At 62.9% G+C, this 17,319-nt stretch carries 15 protein-coding genes; 7 read left to right on the top strand and 8 right to left on the bottom strand.

From position 1 onward, the window contains the following. Window positions 1–106: 106 nt before the first annotated feature. From AC245Y_RS03195 to AC245Y_RS03185, 3 genes are all read right to left on the bottom strand, one after another. The gene (locus AC245Y_RS03195; protein WP_017993194.1) at window positions 107–1,225 is read right to left on the bottom strand and encodes an IS4 family transposase; all 1,119 of its coding nucleotides are present in this window, start codon (window positions 1,223–1,225) and stop codon (window positions 107–109) included. A 172-nt stretch (window positions 1,226–1,397) separates the two neighbouring features. After that, window positions 1,398–3,332: a methyl-accepting chemotaxis protein gene (locus AC245Y_RS03190; protein ID WP_017993134.1), complete on the bottom strand. Its 1,935-nt coding sequence runs from the start codon at window positions 3,330–3,332 to the stop codon at window positions 1,398–1,400. A gap of 219 nt (window positions 3,333–3,551) precedes the next feature. Beyond that, entirely contained in the window at window positions 3,552–4,550 is a 999-nt protein-coding gene (locus AC245Y_RS03185; protein WP_017993133.1) for a DUF4424 domain-containing protein, read from the bottom strand. Between the two features lie 93 nt (window positions 4,551–4,643). Between AC245Y_RS03185 and AC245Y_RS03180 the strand changes: the two genes are divergently transcribed. Genes AC245Y_RS03180 through AC245Y_RS03170 form a run of 3 tightly spaced genes read left to right on the top strand, consistent with a single transcriptional unit; the run spans window position 4,644 to window position 7,689 of the window. After that, window positions 4,644–5,429, top strand: coding sequence for a TlyA family RNA methyltransferase (locus AC245Y_RS03180; protein ID WP_017993132.1), 786 nt, complete (start codon window positions 4,644–4,646; stop codon window positions 5,427–5,429). Continuing rightward, the gene (locus AC245Y_RS03175) at window positions 5,426–6,676 is read left to right on the top strand and encodes a class I SAM-dependent RNA methyltransferase (protein WP_017993131.1); all 1,251 of its coding nucleotides are present in this window, start codon (window positions 5,426–5,428) and stop codon (window positions 6,674–6,676) included. The genes AC245Y_RS03180 and AC245Y_RS03175 overlap by 4 nt, the downstream gene beginning before the upstream one ends. Window positions 6,677–6,678: 2 nt before the next feature. Next, the gene (locus AC245Y_RS03170; protein WP_017993130.1) at window positions 6,679–7,689 is read left to right on the top strand and encodes an MBL fold metallo-hydrolase; all 1,011 of its coding nucleotides are present in this window, start codon (window positions 6,679–6,681) and stop codon (window positions 7,687–7,689) included. Window positions 7,690–7,749: 60 nt separating this feature from the next. Here the strand turns inward: AC245Y_RS03170 and AC245Y_RS03165 are convergent, their stop codons facing one another. Further along, window positions 7,750–8,505 (bottom strand): crotonase/enoyl-CoA hydratase family protein, encoded by a 756-nt coding sequence (locus AC245Y_RS03165; RefSeq protein WP_017993129.1) that lies wholly within the window; start codon window positions 8,503–8,505, stop codon window positions 7,750–7,752. Window positions 8,506–8,514: 9 nt separating this feature from the next. Then, window positions 8,515–10,293 carry an acyl-CoA dehydrogenase family protein gene (locus AC245Y_RS03160; RefSeq protein ID WP_017993128.1) on the bottom strand — a complete coding sequence of 593 codons (1,779 nt, stop codon included), beginning with the start codon at window positions 10,291–10,293 and terminating at the stop codon, window positions 8,515–8,517. Window positions 10,294–10,503: 210 nt separating this feature from the next. Here AC245Y_RS03160 and AC245Y_RS03155 point away from each other — a divergent pair, with 210 nt between their 5' ends. Next, the gene (locus AC245Y_RS03155; protein ID WP_026157263.1) at window positions 10,504–11,499 is read left to right on the top strand and encodes a transporter; all 996 of its coding nucleotides are present in this window, start codon (window positions 10,504–10,506) and stop codon (window positions 11,497–11,499) included. Between the two features lie 233 nt (window positions 11,500–11,732). Here the strand turns inward: AC245Y_RS03155 and AC245Y_RS03150 are convergent, their stop codons facing one another. The 3 genes from AC245Y_RS03150 to AC245Y_RS03140 form a co-directional block, all read right to left on the bottom strand. Continuing rightward, window positions 11,733–12,212 (bottom strand): BA14K family protein, encoded by a 480-nt coding sequence (locus tag AC245Y_RS03150; RefSeq protein WP_017990466.1) that lies wholly within the window; start codon window positions 12,210–12,212, stop codon window positions 11,733–11,735. A 243-nt stretch (window positions 12,213–12,455) separates the two neighbouring features. Further along, window positions 12,456–13,700 carry an aromatic ring-hydroxylating oxygenase subunit alpha gene (locus tag AC245Y_RS03145; protein WP_012756275.1) on the bottom strand — a complete coding sequence of 415 codons (1,245 nt, stop codon included), beginning with the start codon at window positions 13,698–13,700 and terminating at the stop codon, window positions 12,456–12,458. Window positions 13,701–13,798: 98 nt separating this feature from the next. Beyond that, complete coding sequence (locus AC245Y_RS03140) at window positions 13,799–14,071, bottom strand: hypothetical protein (RefSeq protein ID WP_017993125.1); 273 nt, start codon at window positions 14,069–14,071, stop codon at window positions 13,799–13,801. Between the two features lie 47 nt (window positions 14,072–14,118). Here AC245Y_RS03140 and AC245Y_RS03135 point away from each other — a divergent pair, with 47 nt between their 5' ends. From AC245Y_RS03135 to AC245Y_RS03125, 3 genes are all read left to right on the top strand, one after another. Next, complete coding sequence (locus AC245Y_RS03135; RefSeq protein WP_017993124.1) at window positions 14,119–14,727, top strand: DUF6656 family protein; 609 nt, start codon at window positions 14,119–14,121, stop codon at window positions 14,725–14,727. A gap of 58 nt (window positions 14,728–14,785) precedes the next feature. Further along, complete coding sequence (locus AC245Y_RS03130; RefSeq protein ID WP_017993123.1) at window positions 14,786–15,760, top strand: L-threonylcarbamoyladenylate synthase; 975 nt, start codon at window positions 14,786–14,788, stop codon at window positions 15,758–15,760. 131 nt (window positions 15,761–15,891) lie between these two features. Then, window positions 15,892–17,319: an FAD-binding oxidoreductase gene (locus tag AC245Y_RS03125; protein ID WP_017993122.1), complete on the top strand. Its 1,428-nt coding sequence runs from the start codon at window positions 15,892–15,894 to the stop codon at window positions 17,317–17,319.

The following is a 17,319-nucleotide window of genomic DNA, read 5'->3' as shown; positions in this document are numbered from 1 at the left end:
GAGATTACAGACGGCCTGCCACAGAAGTGGTCCGCGGATGGCGGCGCAAATGGTGGCCAGGGCGATCTTCATGAGACGCCAGCGCGATGGGCTTGCCAATGGGGGGCTAGCCAGTGGGGTTGCCACATCCAGAGGGGGGAGAGTCCGGGACTTGCCCGGCAATCTGTTCGGCGATGATGGCGACGATCAGTCTGGCGTAGAGCCATGCCCGGGCCAGTTCCGGCTTCTTGGCCGGCAAGCTGTCGAGGCCGGCCAGGCTCTTGAACCGTTTGAACGCCAGCTCGATTTGCCAGCGGAAGCGATAGAGGGTGAGGATATCGGCCGGCGGGAAGGTGGTGGCCGGCAGCGAGGTCAGCAGCAGAATGTACTTCGCCGCCTCGAGACTGCGCGGATCGGGTTTTTTGCCGTGCTTGCGGGCGGCTTTGAGCAGACGCTCCTGCTCGGCTTGGGCCTGTTGCGGATCCTTGCGTCGGACAATGAGGCGCAGGGCCAGCGGCGGTGGTGGCGGCGTCCCCGTCATGCCTTCGTGGACACGAACCTGCACCTCGCCTTCCTGCTCTTGCTGAGCGGCGAGTGCGGCAAACAGATCAAAGGGCTCGCCATTCGTCTGCAACAGGCGCAACGAGTTCCAGCCGGTCCGCACGATGAAGTCTGCACCGGCGTCGATCACCGGCCGCAGGTCGCGCGGTCTTGCATAGTAGCGATCGGCCAGCACGATATCGCCGGGTGCGTAGGTAAGGCGCTGAAGGTTCTCGGCACCATGGATGTCGGTCAACTCAAGCTGATCGACCTGAGCCGTTGCCAAGTTGTAGCCGACATGTAACCGCCATGTCGTGCGGTCAGCGCCTGGATGGCAAATCGACGTTCCATCGAGCACACGCAAGCGATATCCCGCAAAGCGCCCCGTCGGCACTTTGGCCTGTTCGGCAATCAGCGCGGCCACGATGTCGCCAAGCCAAGGCGCCGCTTTGCACAGCCGCTCAAGCAGCGATGGGTCTGACAAACGGGCGATCCCGCCCGCTTCGGCCCATGCACAGGTCTCGCGTAGCGACATGCCAAGGCCGCCATAGGCAAGTGCCAGCCGCAACAGCGTCTCGGCATTCTTGATTTCCCGCACCCGCGTAAAAGCACCGCGCAACCGCGCCGTTGCTTCCAAGTCAAAACCCGCCGGAAGCCGCTCGCGCACTTCCGGCCAATGATCCAAAACCTCAGGACGAATCTTCATCCAAAGCTTGAATCACAACCAGATTCCTTATGTCCAGGGCTAAACCTAGCGCATATGAGGGCTATGGTGAGGGGCAGCCACCTGCTCCCACTCATGCCGCTCAGCCCAACAAGAAAGGCGGCGCATCACTGCACCGCCCTCTTCCTTTAGCGTCCCCAAGAAGGGCGCTCTCTCAGAACTCCGTCCAGTCTTCCTTCACGGCCGCAGCACTCGCCTGTCTTCCGCCGAAGGCCTTGGCGACGGTGCGGGTCAGGGCGTGGGCCGGAGAGGCGACCGGCCGGGCGTTGGTGCCGGCGACGGCAGCGCGCGGCGCCGGGGCCGCCTGGCCGAGCTTGAACTGGCGCAGCAATTCTTCGAGGGCGTTTGCCTCCTGGGCGAGCGCATGGCTGGCCGCGGTCTGCTCCTCGACCATGGCGGCGTTCTGCTGCGTGCCCTGGTCCATGTTGTTGACGGCGGTGTTGATCTCCTGCAGGCCGATCGACTGTTCGCGCGTGGCGGTGACGATGGCGCTGACATGGTGGTTGATCTCCTGTACCTCGGAGACGATGACCTCAAGCGCCTTGCCGGTCTCGCCGACGAGGCCGACGCCGGCAACGACTTGTTCGCCAGATGTGGTGATCAGCGCCTTGATCTCCTTGGCGGCCTTCGCCGAGCGCTGGGCGAGCTCGCGCACTTCCTGGGCGACGACCGCAAAGCCCTTGCCGGCATCGCCGGCACGGGCGGCTTCGACGCCTGCGTTCAAGGCCAAAAGGTTGGTCTGGAAGGCGATGTCATCGATGACGCCGATGATGTTGGAGATTTCGCCAGACGACTTCTCGATCTGCTGCATGGCGGAGACGGCCTTGCGGACGACTTCGCCTGATTTTTCAGCGCCGAGGCGGGCGCGCTCGACGAGATTGCCGACATCCTCGGCGCGCTTGGCGCTGTCGCGGACGGTTGTTGTCACTTCCTCAAGCGCTGCTGCGGTCTGTTCGACGGCGGCAGCCTGCTGCTCGGTGCGGTGGGCAAGATCGTCGGCGGCCGAGCGGATTTCGCCGGCGCCGGCATTGATCGCCGAAGCGTTGCGGCCGACCGATTGCAGTGCTGCCTGCAGCTTTTCGACAGCATGGTTGAAGTCATTGCGCAGGCTGTCATATTGCGACGCGAACGGCGTCTGGAGACGCCCGGCCATATCGCCATTGGCAAGCTCGGCAAGGCCGCCCGCCAGAGCGTCGATTGCATAGCGGATCTCGCCTTCCTCGCGCGCCTTCTGCTCGTCGCCGGCCCGGCGGTGGCGTTCGGCGTCGTCGCGCATGCGGTCGGTCTCGCCGGCAAGACGCAGCTTCTCGATCGCCGCCTGCTTGAAGACCAGGACGGATTGAGCCATGCGGCCGATTTCATCACCGCGGTCGGTCGCGGGAACCTCGATGTCGTTCTGACCGCCGGCGAGGCGATCCATGGCCGCAGTCATGCCGACGACCGGGCGGACGATGGTGCGCGACATCAGCCAGGCGAGAACGGCAGCGGCAAGCGAGGCGAGGATGCCGCCGGCAAGCAGCGTCGTCTTCAGATCGCTGTTGGCATCGGCGCGGATCTCGGCGAGCGCGTTCGACTTTTCACGCGCGGTGGCCTTGATCTTGGCTGAGGCCTGGCGGAACCCGTCGAGCTGGCCCTTGGTGGCGTTGACGCCGATCTTGACGACCTCTTCGATCGGCATGTCGGTTTCCTTGCGAGCCTTGGTCTGCGGCTCGGCAAGTTCGTGGAAATAGAGGTCGGCGGCCTTCTGCATGCCGTCGATCATCTCCACCAGCTGCGGCTCGCCGGCGGCCGTCTGCTTGGCAGCGGCAATCGCCTTCAGCATGCGCTCGCGGTTGGTGAAGACATCGCCATAGGTGCTGTCGCTGCGGAAGAGGATGAAGCCACGCAGGTTGACGGCCTGCTCCAGCATTGCCTGCAGCGCATCGTCGATCTGGTTGACGAGCAGCTCGGACTTTTCTTGCTCAGCAGAAGCGGCCGCGGACGCCGTCGCCTTGGAATAAACGAAAGCGGAAATGGCGACGAAAATGAGAATGAGGGCTGCGAACGTGGCCGCAAGTTTACCGTTCAAGGATATGTTTTTGGCGGACATCGGTGATTTCTCCTGACGACAGTCGACGCGGCGAAAGGCAGGTCGCACGAGACGCAACCGCCGGAATGTTTGAACTTGAGAACATGATCGGCGTGGAAACGCTTGCGCCTTCATGGCGCCGAGCGGCTTGGATGAACCGCTACAATCACGCTGAACCTATATGGCCAGGCTTTAAATTTGTTTAAATTTGTGCACCGCAACAGCGGCCGGGCCTACGGATTATTGTGCCGTTTCTGGAGGATTGAGGATCAGGATGTCGAAATCCTTTGCGGGATCGAAATCCTGGGCCGTCATCCGGAAGGTGGTCGGGCCGATCTTCTGAACATTGCTGCCGCAGAAGCTGATGAGGCTGCCGGGCTTGCCCTTGTCGATCGTCAGCTGGAAGCGCTTGATCGGCCCCGCCCAGTTGGCGCCGGTCGACAGCACATAGGAGATCCAGCTTTCGGTATAGTTGGCACCTCCGGCCTCGGCTTCCCGCGCACGCTGCTGGGCAACCCTGACGAAATCTCCGTCGAGGCAGTATTTGCGGGAATATTCCTCGAAGCGCTCACCCTTCGGCTCGCCACCTTCGAGAAAGCTGATGGCGACGGTGCCGCCGACGGCCGGCTTGTAACGGTGCGCGACGCTGACTTTCTTCTTTGCCGGGAAGGTGGTGCGCCACCAATAGGTCGAGCGCAGCGTCCAGAGCGGCACGAGATCGGCCCCGGCGGCATCGCCGGCGCCCATGGGATAGACGAGGCCGCGGGCGATCCAGTCCTTGCGGACGGTTTCGGGGAGCTTGGCAAGCGCCTTGGTCGTCTTCTGGCTATAGGGCAGGACGGGAATGCCCTGCTTGGTGAACTCGTCAGTCACGTCGATGCCGAGCGAGACGACGCGCTGCTGCAGCTTGGCGGTGATCGGGCTGCCGTCCTGCACGGTGGAAAAATGCAGGAAATTATCGCTGTCATAATCGGAGATGGCGGAATTGTTGTCGACCTGACCTGATATGTCAGGCATCGGAAATGCGACCAGGCTTTCGACATCCTTGTCGGAGCTGTTCTCGAAGACGTAGTCGACACGCACTTCCGAAGCGGAGATGAAGAGATCCTCTTCCGCCATGCTGACATCGTCGGATTGGGCAAAGATCAGCCCGCCGGTCTTGACCTCGGCCATAGTGTCGTTCGCGAGCGCGGGCGATGCGATCCCCGCCGCGACAAGAAGAGTGAAGAGCTTCAGCATGGAACACCCCCGTGTCTGCGGCACGCCCCGCGATCGCCGCGGGGGGATTATCGCCGAAAGCTTTTGAGCGTCAATGACGGTCTTGGGAACAAAATGCTTGCAACCGGCGGCTTTGCCGGTCATGCACAGCCGATGTCAGATCAAAACACCCAACGTCTCGACCAGCTTCTCGTCTCTCTCGGCCTCTTTGCCAGCCGCTCGCGCGCCCGCGACGCCGTGCAGCGCGGCACCGTCAGGATCGGCGGCCAGGTGGTTACGAAGGCCGGCGCGCTGTTTGGCGCGGACGCGGCCATCGAGATCGACGATCCGGCGCAGGACTATGTCTCGCGCGCCGCACTGAAGCTTGCCGCAGCACTCGACCATTTCCGGCTCGATCCTGCCGGCCATCACTGTCTCGATGTCGGTGCCTCCACCGGCGGCTTCACCGAGGTGCTGCTGCAGCGCGGTGCCGTCCATGTCACCGCGATCGATGTCGGTCATGGGCAGATGCATCCGCGCATATCCGGCGATCCGCGGGTGACCAACAGGGAAGGCCTCAACGCCCGCAACCTGACGGCAGACGATATCGACCATCCCGCCACCTTCATCGTTTCCGACGTCTCCTTCATCACGCTGAGGCTGGCGCTTGCGCCGGCACTTGAGATCGCCGAACCGGGCGCCGTCGCCGTGCTGCTGGTCAAGCCGCAGTTCGAGGCCGGGCGCGAGGCGATCGGCAAGGGCGGGATGCTGAAGGACCCCTCGTCTGCTCCCGCCGTCGCGGCGGAACTGGAGCGCTGGTTCGTCGAGGACATGGGCTGGAAAAGCCTCGGCCTCATCCCCTCCCCGATTTCCGGCGGCGACGGCAATCAGGAATTCCTTCTGGCAGGATTGAAACCGTGAGCACCGAAACCGTCACGATCGAGAAGCTCGGCGCCCAGGGCGACGGCATCGCCAGCAGCGCCGGCGGACCTGTCTATGTGCCCTTTTCCCTGCCCGGGGAAACGGTGGCGATTGCCCGGGTCAAGAGCCAGGGCACGATCATGTCGATCACCACGCCCTCGCCCGACCGGCAGGAGCCGCCCTGCCGGCATTTCGGTCCGGATGGCGTCAACGGCACTTGCGGCGGCTGCACGCTGCAGCATATGGCAGATGCGGCCTACCGCGCCTTCAAGCGCCAGCTGGTCATCGATGCGCTGAAATCGAAGGGGCTGACACCCGAGGTCGGTGAGATCGTTCCGGCCCGGCCGGGCGAACGGCGGCGCGTGGTGTTTGCGGCGCGCAAGACCGAGAAGGACATGCTTGTTGGATTCAACCAGGCCGAAAGCCACCATATCGTCGCCATCGAGGAATGTCCGATCTCGTCGGCAGGGATCATTGCCCGATTGCCGGCGATCAGGGCGATTGCGGCATCGCTGGCGACCAGCGCCGAACCCTTCCGCGTCGCCGTGCTCGAAACGCTTTCCGGCCTCGACATCTCCGTCGACGACGTGAAGAAACTCTCCGACCCGCAGCGGCGCAAGGCAATCGAGACCGCGCTCAGCCTGCGCGGTATCGCCCGTGTTTCGCTGAACGGCGAAATCCTCGTCGAGCCGTCGAAGCCGATGGTCGAATTCGGCGGCGTCCAGGTTTCACCGCCGCCAGGCGGCTTTACCCAGGCGACGAAGCCGGCGGAAGAGGCGATGGCGGAGCTGGTCATAGCCCATGCCGGCAAGTCGAAGCGGATCGCCGATCTCTTTGCCGGCTCCGGCACGTTTTCGCTGCGGCTGGCGCGGATCGGCCGCGTGCACGCCGTCGAAGCCGAGGCAAAGGCGCTCGCAGCACTCGATCATGCCGCGCGCAACACACAAGGGCTGAAGCCGGTTACCATCGAAAAGCGCGATCTCTTTCGCCGTCCTTTGATGACGCCGGAGTTCAAGCCCTATGACGCCGTCGTCTTCGACCCGCCGCGCGCCGGTGCCGAGTTCCAGTGCCAGGAGCTCGCGCGCTCCGGCGTGAAGAAGATCGTGGCCGTCAGCTGCAATCCGCTGACGCTGGCGCGGGATCTCGCGATCCTCGTCGAGGGCGGTTACCGCATTACCGGGGTGACGCCGATCGACCAGTTCCTCTGGACCTCGCATGTCGAGGTGGTGGCGACGCTGGAGAAATAGGCGTGCCTGTCGGAAAGACCAAAAGACGCAACCCCTACTATAACGGCCCCGTGTCCGATCACTTCGACGGGACACATTTCTTCAATCCCGAAGGTATTGAGCCCCTTGGTTTCCGTGATCTGCTGCGGTGGCAATTCGGCGGTGGACGTGAGCGCTGGCCGCAGTCGGTCCCAAGTCCATACCCGGCGGCCAAGCCGGATCCACGCGTAGACGGCGAGGATCTAAGGGTGACCATGATTGGTCATGCAACAATGCTCGTGCAGGTCGCTGGGCTCAATATCCTCACCGACCCGGTGTGGTCAGAGCGCGCGAGCCCCTTCGCTTTTGCCGGACCCAGGCGCGTCGTCCAACCGGGCATCGCCTTCGATGATCTGCCGCCAATTGATCTCGTGCTGGTATCGCACAATCATTATGATCATCTCGATATAGGAACGCTCAGGCGGTTGGGTGCGAAGCATCGGCCGCGTGTCGTGACGCCACTCGGCAATGACACGATCATTCGCCGCGCCGTGCCCAATATGCAGACGACGTCGGTGGACTGGGGCGAGCGCATTTCGCACGCCGGAATAAACATTGATGCGGAGCCTGCGCACCATTGGTCCGCTCGCGGAACCGCCGATCGGCGGATGGCACTCTGGGCGTCGTTCGTTTTATCGACTCCAGCCGGAAAAATTTATCACGTCGGAGATACGGGCTTTCACGACGGCATCAATTACAAAGCGGCACAGCAGAAACATGGCGGCTTTCGTTTGGCCATTTTACCCTTCGGCGCCTATGAGCCGCGATGGTTCATGAAAGGGCAGCACCAGAATCCGCAGGAGGCGGTGGCCGGGATGAAGTTGGCAAATGCGGCCTATGTGGCCGGGCATCACTTCGCCACCTTCCAACTGACAAATGAAGCGGTCGATGCGCCGGCAAGAGCGTTGCAAGACGCCATGAGCGAGCACGAGATCCCCCCGGAACGGTTCCGGCCGCTCAGGGCCGGCGAGGTATTCAATGTGCCGGCGGTCTAATCGCTATCCGTTTGCTCCTGGTGTTGGTGTCGATCGCCGCGAAGCGATGCCAGGCGGCGCTCAGCGACGCATGAAGGCTTCGAAGGCGGCCCGCGCCTCGGCACTTTTCAGCCGCGCGGAGAAATAGCGGGCCTCCTCGTCGATGCGGGCGATGATCTCGCCACGATCGCCACGGATGAGATCGCGGGCAATGCGCAGCGCTTCCGGCGGCTTGGCCGCGAGCTTTGCAGCCGTAGCCAAAGTCAGATAATCGACCTCGCCAGGTTCAACGATCTTCCAGACCAGGCCCGCTTCCCTCGCCTCCTCGGCCGAGAATGCTTCGCCGGCCGCCAGCAGGGCGAAGGCGCGCTGATGACCCATCAGCCGCGGCGCGACGAGGCTGGAACCGGCCTCCGGCACCAGCGCCAGATCGACGAAGGGTGTGCGGAACTGGCTGCGGCTGGAGGCGATGGTCAGGTCGCAATGGAGATGGATCGTCGTGCCGATGCCGATCGCCAGGCCGTCGACGCCCGAGACGACGGGTTTTTCGGCATTCACCAGCGCATAGAGGAAATCGAGGATTTCCTGCTCCAGGCCGCGGCCGCCCATCGCGGCAGCCAGAAAATCGTTCAGGTCGTTACCGGCCGAGAAGCAACCTTCGGTGCCGAGCAAAGCGGTGGCGCGGATGCCGGGATCGGCATTGGCCGCATTCAGCGCATCGGCCATTATGCGGTACATGGCGCGGGTGATCGCATTCTTCTTTTCCGGCCGATTGAAGCGGATCAGCTGGACACCGGGATAGGCAGAAGGCTGCTCGACGATGATGTGATCGGTCATAAGGTCTCCTCAGGCAAGCAGGATGCGGGCGGCAGCAAGGCTTGCCGCGCCATTGACGACGCGGTCGCGCAGGGCTGCGGTCTCGGCAAGCAGGTTTTCGGCGGCGAAGCGGCAGAGCGCGATGCGGTTTTCACCTGCCCCATCGGCTGCCTCGGCGAGACCACCCTTGGCAAGATAACAGCCGGTGAGCACCAGCCCGAACAGGCGCTGATAGGGGGTGGCACCCGAGAGCGCCTCGGCGGTGCTGTTCTCGGCAAGCGTCTTCATCAGCCAGGCGGTCGCCTGTTCGAGATCGACGATCGCCGCGTCGAGCCTGACAGCGGTCTCGCCGAAACGATCGAGATTGGAGCGGCGGACGTCGTCGGCGATCTCTCTAAGCTCGGCGATGAAGCCCTTCACCTGATCGCCGCCGGAGAGCGGCAGCTTGCGGGTGACGAGGTCGATCGCCTGGATGCCGTTGGTACCCTCGTAGATCGGGGCGATGCGGGCATCGCGGAGATAACGCGCCGCACCCGTCTCCTCGATGAAACCCATGCCGCCATGCACCTGGATGCCGAGCGAGGCGACGTCGACGCCGGCATCCGTCGAAAAGGATTTGGCAATCGGCGTCAAAAGGGCGGCGCGCTCCTGCCAGTGGCGGCTGGAGTCACCTGCCCGGTGCGACATGTCGATCGCATGGGCGCAGACATAGGAGATGGCGCGCGCCCCTTGCGTCAGCGCCTTCATGGTGAGGAGCATGCGGGCGACATCGGGATGTTCGACGATCGGGCTCATGCCGGCACTGCCTGAACGCGGTGCCCTGCCCTGGGTGCGTTCCCTGGCATAGGCGAGCGCCTTCTGGGTGGCGGCCTCCGCGATCGCCACGCCCTGCATGCCGACGGCAAGGCGGGCATTGTTCATCATCGTGAACATGCAGGCCAGCCCCTTGTTCTCCTCGCCGACCAGCCATCCCACAGCGCCCTTTTCACTGCCGAATTTTCCGTCGCCGTAGATCATCGTGCAGGTCGGCGAGCCATGGATGCCGAGCTTGTGCTCCAGCGAATGGCAGAACAGATCATTGCGGGGCCCAAGCGAGCCGTCGTCGTTCACCAGGAATTTCGGCACCAGGAAGAGCGAGATGCCGCGTGTGCCGGCCGGCGCATCCGGCAGGCGGGCGAGCACCAGATGGATGATGTTGTCGGCCGCGTCATGCTCACCCCAGGTGATGAAAATCTTCTGGCCGAACAGGCGGTAGCTGCCGTCATCGCGGCGCTCGGCGCGGGCTTTCAGCACGCCGAGATCGGAGCCGGCATGCGGCTCCGTCAGGTTCATGGTGCCGGTCCATTCGCCGGAGACCATCATCTCCAGATATGTGTCTTTCAGCGCAGCACTGCCATGGGAGCTGACCGCCTCGATGGCGCCCATCGTCAGGGTCGGAGCGAGCGCAAAGGCCATGGAACCGGAATTCCACATTTCGAGTGCTGCGACATTCAGCATATGCGGCAAGGCCTGGCCGCCGAAGGCCTCCGGCGCCGTCAGGCCGTTCCAGCCGCCGGCGATCCAATGGCGATAGAGATCGCGCCAGCCATCCGGCAGCCGGACCTCGCCATCGATCAGGCGGGCGCCCTGGCGGTCGCCGATTTCGGCGAGAGGCGCCACTTCCTCTGTGGCAAAACGTCCCGCTTCGGCGAGGATGGCGTCGACCAGATCTTCGCCGAGATCGCCGAGCAGCCCTTTTGAAATCGCCTCGCCCATGCCCGCTACGTGCTTCAACGTGAACGCTATTTCCTCGACGGGCGCCTTGTACATGGTTTTTCCTCCGCAGACCGGCCTCGCGCGCGGCAAAGCTCCTCCGAGGCAAGGGCTAATTGATTTTTACGTAAACGTCAATTTCGATTTCCCTTAGGCGCCATGCGATAATTCGCCTGAGATGGTGCTTTGCTCTTGCACCTTTGGACAAATGGACGTCATGAACAATCTCTAAGGGAAGACATCGCCTTCGCAAAGGACCGGCGAACAATGGACACATTGCCCGTCAACATACCCGGTTTCGTCTGGGGCTATCGCTTCTCGCCCGAAGAAAAGACCGCGGTGCGACTGAACAACAGTGCGACGGTGGCGGAACTGACCGCCGACAATTGTTTCTATTGGCTGCATCTCAACCTTGTCGACGCCCGTGTGCCGGCCCTGCTCGATACGCTGGAGGGGCTGACGGAGGACGCGAAATCGGCGCTGACGACGCGCGACACGCATGCGGCCATCACCGTCGACGAGCAGATGCTCTATGGCACGCTCGTCGACTGTCAGCGCGATTTCGCCGAGGATACCAACAATCTCGGCTGGCTGCATTTCGCCATGTCCGACCGCTTCCTCATCACCACAAGGCTGCAGCCGCTGCGCAGCGTCGAGCGGGCGCGGGCGCTGATCGAGAAGAATCCGGGCAAATTTTCCCGGCCGGTCGATCTCTTTGAAGTGCTGGTGATCGAGTTCCAGCGCACGCTGATCGCGATCGTCATCGAGCTCACCGAGGAGCTGAACCAGATCGAGGATATCGTCTACGACAGCGCGCAGCGCGATGAACGCCGACGCCTGGCGCCGGTGCGGCGCACCGTGGTCAGGCTGCATCGGCATCTGCGCACCGTGCTGGCGCTGATGCGCCGGGCGGCGGCGGCCGACGACGACGAGATGCCCTTCGGCTTCGACGACGTGGCGCGGCGGCTGACGAGCCGGCTGGAAACGGTCGACCACGATATCTATGCGCTGCAGGACCGGGCACGCCTGCTGCACGAAGAAATCGATTCGAAACAATCCTCCGAAACCAACCGCCACCTCTATCTGCTGTCGATCATGACGGCCTTCCTGCTGCCGCCGACGCTGGTGACCGGCTTCTTCGGCATGAACACCGCAAACCTGCCCTTCGCCGTCGGCAATTACGGCACGGAATACGCCGTCGCCCTTATCGTCGCTTCCATTGCCTTTGCCTGGTGGCTGCTGCGGCGGGTGGATATTCTTTGAGGGTGAAATTTCCGGCATTCTGAGGGCGCGCAGCCCCTCATCCGGCTGCCGCCACCACCGGGGTCGAGCCACGGGTCTCGACCCGTCCTTCGGACCCCCGCGCGCGGGGAGAAGGGGATGTGCCGCCTCATCTCCGTTCCCACCAACCTCTCGCGGGGCACGTCCCCTCTCCCCGTTTTTACGGGGAGAGGGTTAGGGTGAGGGGCAGACGTTTCTTGAGAACAGCACGTTTATCAATACGGCGAATAGCACTGCTGGCGCGGGCCGTTATAGGGCTGGAAGGTGTTGTCGTAGGCGCGATAGGACCGGTAGCGGTTGGCGCACCAGGCGACGTGGCTCGAACCCATGCGGGGCGCAGGCTCGACGTAACGCGGCTGCGCGACGATAGCGCCGCCGATCACCGCGCCGGCGCCGAAGGCGGCGAGCGGATACCAGTAGCCGTTATAACGGCGGTATCCCGGGCGGTAATAGGAATAGCCGCGATAGCCGCCGTAATAACCGGGCCGGTAATAGGCGCCGGGACGATAGCCAGGCCGGTAGCCAGGACGGTAACCGGGGCGATAATAGCGGCGGTACTGCACGTTCTCGACGGCGGAGGATTTTTCCACCTGCGGGGCGGTGGGCATCTGGATTGCCTGCGACGGCGCAAAGCCCGTCAGCACCACGGCGGCCGCCAGAACTGCGGTCGCGATCTTGTTACTCAAACCGAACATTCTTCTCTCCCATTCAACAGCGATAACCGCCTGCCTAGCAACGCTTTCGCGCCGGAATGGTTCCGAAAGCGGCCCGGGGCCGGCTGCTCTCCCTTTTAAACAACCTGAACTGAACCGGAGATTAACCGGCGCAGCTAAAGCGCGTCGCGATCTTTCAGATTCGCTGCCACACCTTAGGTCCTAGTTTTCCGATGTCGCTGCCGCAAAACCGCTGCACGTCTTTGCGCGAATGCTTTAGCGAGATCAGGCAACGGCGGAGATTTTCGCCTGGTCGCCCTGCAGACGGTTGACCATGAAGTTCGAATACCATTCGAGGAACTGCATGACGCCGCCCTCGTGCAAGGCGGAATAGGGGCCGGGTTCATAGGCGGGCGAGTGAATGCCGAAGGCGTTTTCCTCGACGATGCGGCGATCCTGATCGTTGGTCTCGGTCCAGACGTGGGTCAGTTCTTCGAGATTATAATCCACGCCTTCGACGGCATCCTTGTGGACGAGCCACTTGGTCGTCACCGCTGTCTCGTTGGCGCTGAGCGGCAGCACGCGGAAGGAGATGGCGTGGTCACCGAGCAGGTGGTTCCACGTCGTCGGGTAGTGGAAGAGCAGCATGGCGCCGATATGGCTGATCGAAATATCGTCGGAGAGCTGGCGCTGGACGGCGCGCTTGCCCGACATGGTGTAGCTCTCGGCATCCTCGATCAGCGGCATGCGGGCGGTGCGGAACTGGCCGTCCGGCGAAATCTGGAACTTGCTCGGCAGGCCGGCGGCCTCGCAGCGCGCCCAATGGCCGGCGATCTCGGGATCGTCGGCGCCGCCATCCGTGCCGGTGACGCTCGGGGCTTCGGGATAGGTGCGGCAGAGCTCGGGATGATTGGCGGCGCAGTGATAGCACTCGCGGTTATTTTCCCAGACAAGCTTCCAGTTGCCCTTCTCGATAATCGTGCTCTGGAAGGCGACCTTGCTCTCACTGATCCGGTGCGGCGCGACATAGGGTTCGATCTTGTCGCGCACCGGCTGGAAATCCGGGGCGGTGTTGGCAAGGCAGATGAAGACATAGCCTGCAACGATCTCGCAATGGACGGGCTTCAGGTTGAAGCCGGTCTTGTCGAAATCATCGCCCATGTGGCGAGCAAAGGCGAGCTTGCCTTCGAGATCATAGGTCCATTGATGATAGGGACAGACGAGACGCACGGAGGAGCCGTGCTCCTTGGTGCAGACGCGCGAGCCGCGATGGCGGCAGCTGTTGTGGAAGGCGCGGATGACATTGTCGCGGCCGCGGACGATGACGACAGGATAGCTGCCGATCTGAACGGTGAAATAAGCGCCCGGCTTCGGCAGCTCGCAATCATGGCCGATGAACAGCCAATCGCGATAATAGATCATCTCCATGTCGAGCTGGAAATAATCCTCGTCGATATAGAACGGCTGTTCGAGGCTGAAGCCCTCACGGCGGCTCTTGAGCTGACGCAAAACGTTGCTGCGAATATCCATCTTCATGTCCTCGTGCACCCGGTGCCGCCTTCGAGTGGGAAGGCCGGCGGAAGCGCGCCCGCTTCCTTCTCCTTCGGGAGAATTGTTCATGGCGTCATTTAAGCACCGAGCTTGCCTGCCGCTTGGTTGTAATGCGACATCGGCTTCGAAATTGACGACAGGATGCGGCAAGGCTTAAGGCTGCCCATCCCCGTCGATGACATCGCCCGACTCTCCGGGCAATTATCGTCAATTGCGACATGGCGTAAAGACCCGCTCCGCAAAGAGGTCGGCTGCCTGATATCGATATCAGTCGCGTTTGCGACACCTGCCGGCATTTGCCCCTCAGGCATCCGGCTGCCGCGGCCGTTTTTTAACATCGCCTTAAGCATACGGTCCTATCCTGCTGCTGATTCAGACCGACCGAAGAACGCGAACCATGGCCAAACTCCGTTATTTCGACGCGAAAGAAGCAGGTAAACTGCAAGAGCCGCAGCTGATTGCCGCGCATTCCGAATTTTTGCGCACCGGCCGCATCCCCCGCGAGAGGCGGCACTGGCTGGCCGAGGAAAAACGCTATTTCACCCATGATGAGGTCGCGGCAAAGACCGGCCGCAAGCTGCAGGTGGCCGGCGAAAAGACGCATCAGCACATCAACGGCTTTCACCACTCGATCCAGTTTCCGAAGATGATCTTTCACCGGACGCTGGAGGACAGCCCGCATCTCGGCTATTGCCACGTCACCGCCGCGCGGACGAAATTCGCCCATTTCGAAGAGGTCAGCTGGGCCTTCTACATCTCCAATTTCTATTCCGACATCGGCGAGAACGATAATTTCTTCGAGCGCATCGATGTCGGTTATTCCCGCATGTATTTCGCCGTCGCGATCAAACCCGGCGAAAACTCCGCCGAAAAGATGACCATCGACCGGTCGGTGCGCGGCAACGGCCTGCTCTTCCGCACCCATGATCCGCAGGCAGCGATCCGCAACATCCTCTTGCTCGGCGCCCGCAACGAACAGCTGCGCGAAATCATCCGGCAGCTTTAAGCGATTGATCGCGGGCGGCGGAAAGCCTAATGACTGCCAAGACTAACACGGGCAGGACATGGCACGCACGATCGATATCACGGCAGACAGGCAGGCAGCGCTGGAGGCGGCCTCCGCCGCCCTTGCCGACGGCTTTGCCATCGCCATCCCGACAGAGACCGTCTACGGCCTGGCGGCCGACGCCACAAATCCTGCAGCCATCACCCGCATCTACGAGACAAAAGGACGGCCGCGCTTCAATCCGCTGATCTGCCATATGGCCGACCTCGCCATGGCCGAAGAGCATGCCGAATTCGACCCGGTCTCACGGGCGCTCGCCAGAGCCTTCTGGCCCGGGCCGCTGACCCTGGTACTGCCGCTGAAGCCTCTGAGTTCGATCCATTCGCTGGCGACCGCCGGGCTCGACAGCGTCGGCATCCGTGTGCCGAAGGGTTTCGCAGGCGCGTTGATCGGCGCCTTCGGACGGCCGCTCGCAGCCCCCAGCGCCAACACCTCAGGCGGGGTCAGCGCCACGAGTGCCGCCCATGTCGAAGCCGATCTCGGGGCAAGAATCCCATTGATCCTCGATGCGGGCCCAAGCGCCGTCGGCGTCGAATCGACGATCGTCAAGGCTGAGGGCGGCCGGCTGAGGCTGCTTCGCCCGGGTGGACTGGCGGCGCGCGAGATCGAGCGCGTCGCAGGCCAACCGCTGCTGCGGGCGAGAACGGCATCGGCGGCGATCGAGGCGCCAGGCATGCTCGCCTCGCATTATGCGCCGGGTGCGTCCGTGCGCCTCAATGCGACGGCGGTAGAACCCGGTGAGGCACTGATTGCCTTCGGCAGTGCTGCGGTCTCCGGCGCGGAGAGTGCACGGATCGTGCTTGATCTCAGCCCGCGCGGCGATCTGGCAGAGGCGGCGGCCAACCTTTTCGACTACATGAAGCGGGCCGATGCCAGCGGCGCCCAGAGCATCGCCTTTTCGCCGATTCCCGAGGAGGGGCTGGGCGAGGCGATCAACGACCGGCTGCAGCGGGCAGCTGCACCCCGCGACTGAAAAGACCTGCTGCATAATTCCTAAATCGGAATCGATTTAGGAATTATGCAGCAATTCAAAGTGCTACAGCGTCCTAAGCGCGTCTGAAAAGACGCGCGGCGCTGTAGATGACGATGGAGGACCGAGCCCGAATGAGCATTTCCACCGAACTCCTCGATCGCTTCGCTGCCATCGTCGGCGAAAAATACGCGCTGCGTAGCGAGGCCGATCTTGCACCGCATCTGATCGAAAACCGCGGGCTTTATCACGGCTCCTCCCCGCTCCTCCTGAAGCCCGGCTCGGTCGAGGAGGTCTCTGATATCATGAAGCTTGCGACGGAGACCGGAACGGCGATCGTGCCGCAGACCGGCAATACCGGCCTCGTCGGCGGCCAGACGCCGCGTCAGGGCAAGTCCGATATCATCCTGTCGCTCGAGCGGATGAACAAGATCCGAGATGTCGATCCGGTGGCGAACGTGCTGGTGGCCGATGGCGGCGCCATCCTGGCCGAGGTGCAGAAGGCAGCCGAGGCGCATGGGCGGCTTTTTCCGCTGTCGCTCGGCTCGGAGGGTTCTTGCCGCATCGGCGGTAACCTTTCCACCAATGCCGGCGGTACGGCCGTGCTTGCCTATGGCAATATGCGCCAGCTCTGCCTGGGCCTCGAAGTGGTGTTGCCGACCGGCGAGATCTGGGACGGTTTACGCCGCCTGAAGAAGGACAATACCGGTTACGACCTGCGCGATCTCTTCATCGGCGCCGAGGGCACGCTCGGCATCATCACCGGCGCGGTGCTCAAGCTCTTTCCCCAGCCGCTCGGCCATCAGGTGGCCTTCGCCGGCTTGAATTCGGTGACGGATGCGCTTGCCCTCTTCAACCTGGCCTCCAGCCTCTGCGGCGCCTCGCTGACCGGTTTCGAGCTGATGCCGCGTTTCGGGGTCGAGATCACCACACGCCACATCGACGGCGTGCGCGATCCGCTGGAAACGGCCTATCCCTGGTATGTGCTGATCGACATCTCGACGTCGGATTCGGCCGAGACGGCGGAGCGGATGATGAACGGGGTGCTGGAACAGGGTTTCGAGGCCGGGCTGGTGCTGGATGCCGCAATCGCCGCATCGGTAGCGCAGCAGAAGGCGCTCTGGCACATGCGCGAGAGCATGTCGGATGCCCAGAAGCCGGAAGGCGGATCGATCAAGCACGATGTTTCCGTGCCGGTGTCGAAGATCCCGCATTTCATGGCCGAGGCCGAAGAAGCGGTGATGGCGGCGATGCCGGGCGCCCGCATCTGCGCCTTCGGCCATATGGGCGACGGCAATATTCACTACAATATTTCTCAACCGCTCGGTGCCGACAAGGACGCCTTCATCGCCCGCTGGCACGAAATGAATCATATCGTACATGGACGGGTTCTTGCCCATGGCGGCTCGATCTCGGCCGAGCACGGCATCGGCCAGCTGAAGCGCGACGAACTGGCGGCGATCCGGCCTGTGATCGAAATCGAGCTGATGCGCCGCATCAAGCGCGCCTTCGACCCCGCCAATATCATGAACCCGGGAAAGGTTGTCAGCCTCGATCCGTGA

This window comes from Rhizobium sp. SRDI943, assembly GCF_057653695.1.
This window is presented reverse-complemented; position numbering and strand designations above follow the sequence as displayed.

Coding starts and splice junctions, on each gene's coding strand:
- AC245Y_RS03140 (WP_017993125.1), bottom strand. CDS start 14,071: ATGCTTAAGGCGATGTTAAAAAACGGCCGCGGCAGCCGGATGCCTGAG.
- AC245Y_RS03125 (WP_017993122.1), top strand. CDS start 15,892: ATGAGCATTTCCACCGAACTCCTCGATCGCTTCGCTGCCATCGTCGGC.
- AC245Y_RS03185 (WP_017993133.1), bottom strand. CDS start 4,550: ATGCTGAAGCTCTTCACTCTTCTTGTCGCGGCGGGGATCGCATCGCCC.
- AC245Y_RS03165 (WP_017993129.1), bottom strand. CDS start 8,505: ATGACCGATCACATCATCGTCGAGCAGCCTTCTGCCTATCCCGGTGTC.
- AC245Y_RS03155 (WP_026157263.1), top strand. CDS start 10,504: ATGGACACATTGCCCGTCAACATACCCGGTTTCGTCTGGGGCTATCGC.
- AC245Y_RS03160 (WP_017993128.1), bottom strand. CDS start 10,293: ATGTACAAGGCGCCCGTCGAGGAAATAGCGTTCACGTTGAAGCACGTA.
- AC245Y_RS03145 (WP_012756275.1), bottom strand. CDS start 13,700: ATGGATATTCGCAGCAACGTTTTGCGTCAGCTCAAGAGCCGCCGTGAG.
- AC245Y_RS03195 (WP_017993194.1), bottom strand. CDS start 1,225: ATGAAGATTCGTCCTGAGGTTTTGGATCATTGGCCGGAAGTGCGCGAG.
- AC245Y_RS03135 (WP_017993124.1), top strand. CDS start 14,119: ATGGCCAAACTCCGTTATTTCGACGCGAAAGAAGCAGGTAAACTGCAA.
- AC245Y_RS03190 (WP_017993134.1), bottom strand. CDS start 3,332: ATGTCCGCCAAAAACATATCCTTGAACGGTAAACTTGCGGCCACGTTC.
- AC245Y_RS03180 (WP_017993132.1), top strand. CDS start 4,644: ATGCTTGCAACCGGCGGCTTTGCCGGTCATGCACAGCCGATGTCAGAT.
- AC245Y_RS03150 (WP_017990466.1), bottom strand. CDS start 12,212: ATGTTCGGTTTGAGTAACAAGATCGCGACCGCAGTTCTGGCGGCCGCC.
- AC245Y_RS03130 (WP_017993123.1), top strand. CDS start 14,786: ATGGCACGCACGATCGATATCACGGCAGACAGGCAGGCAGCGCTGGAG.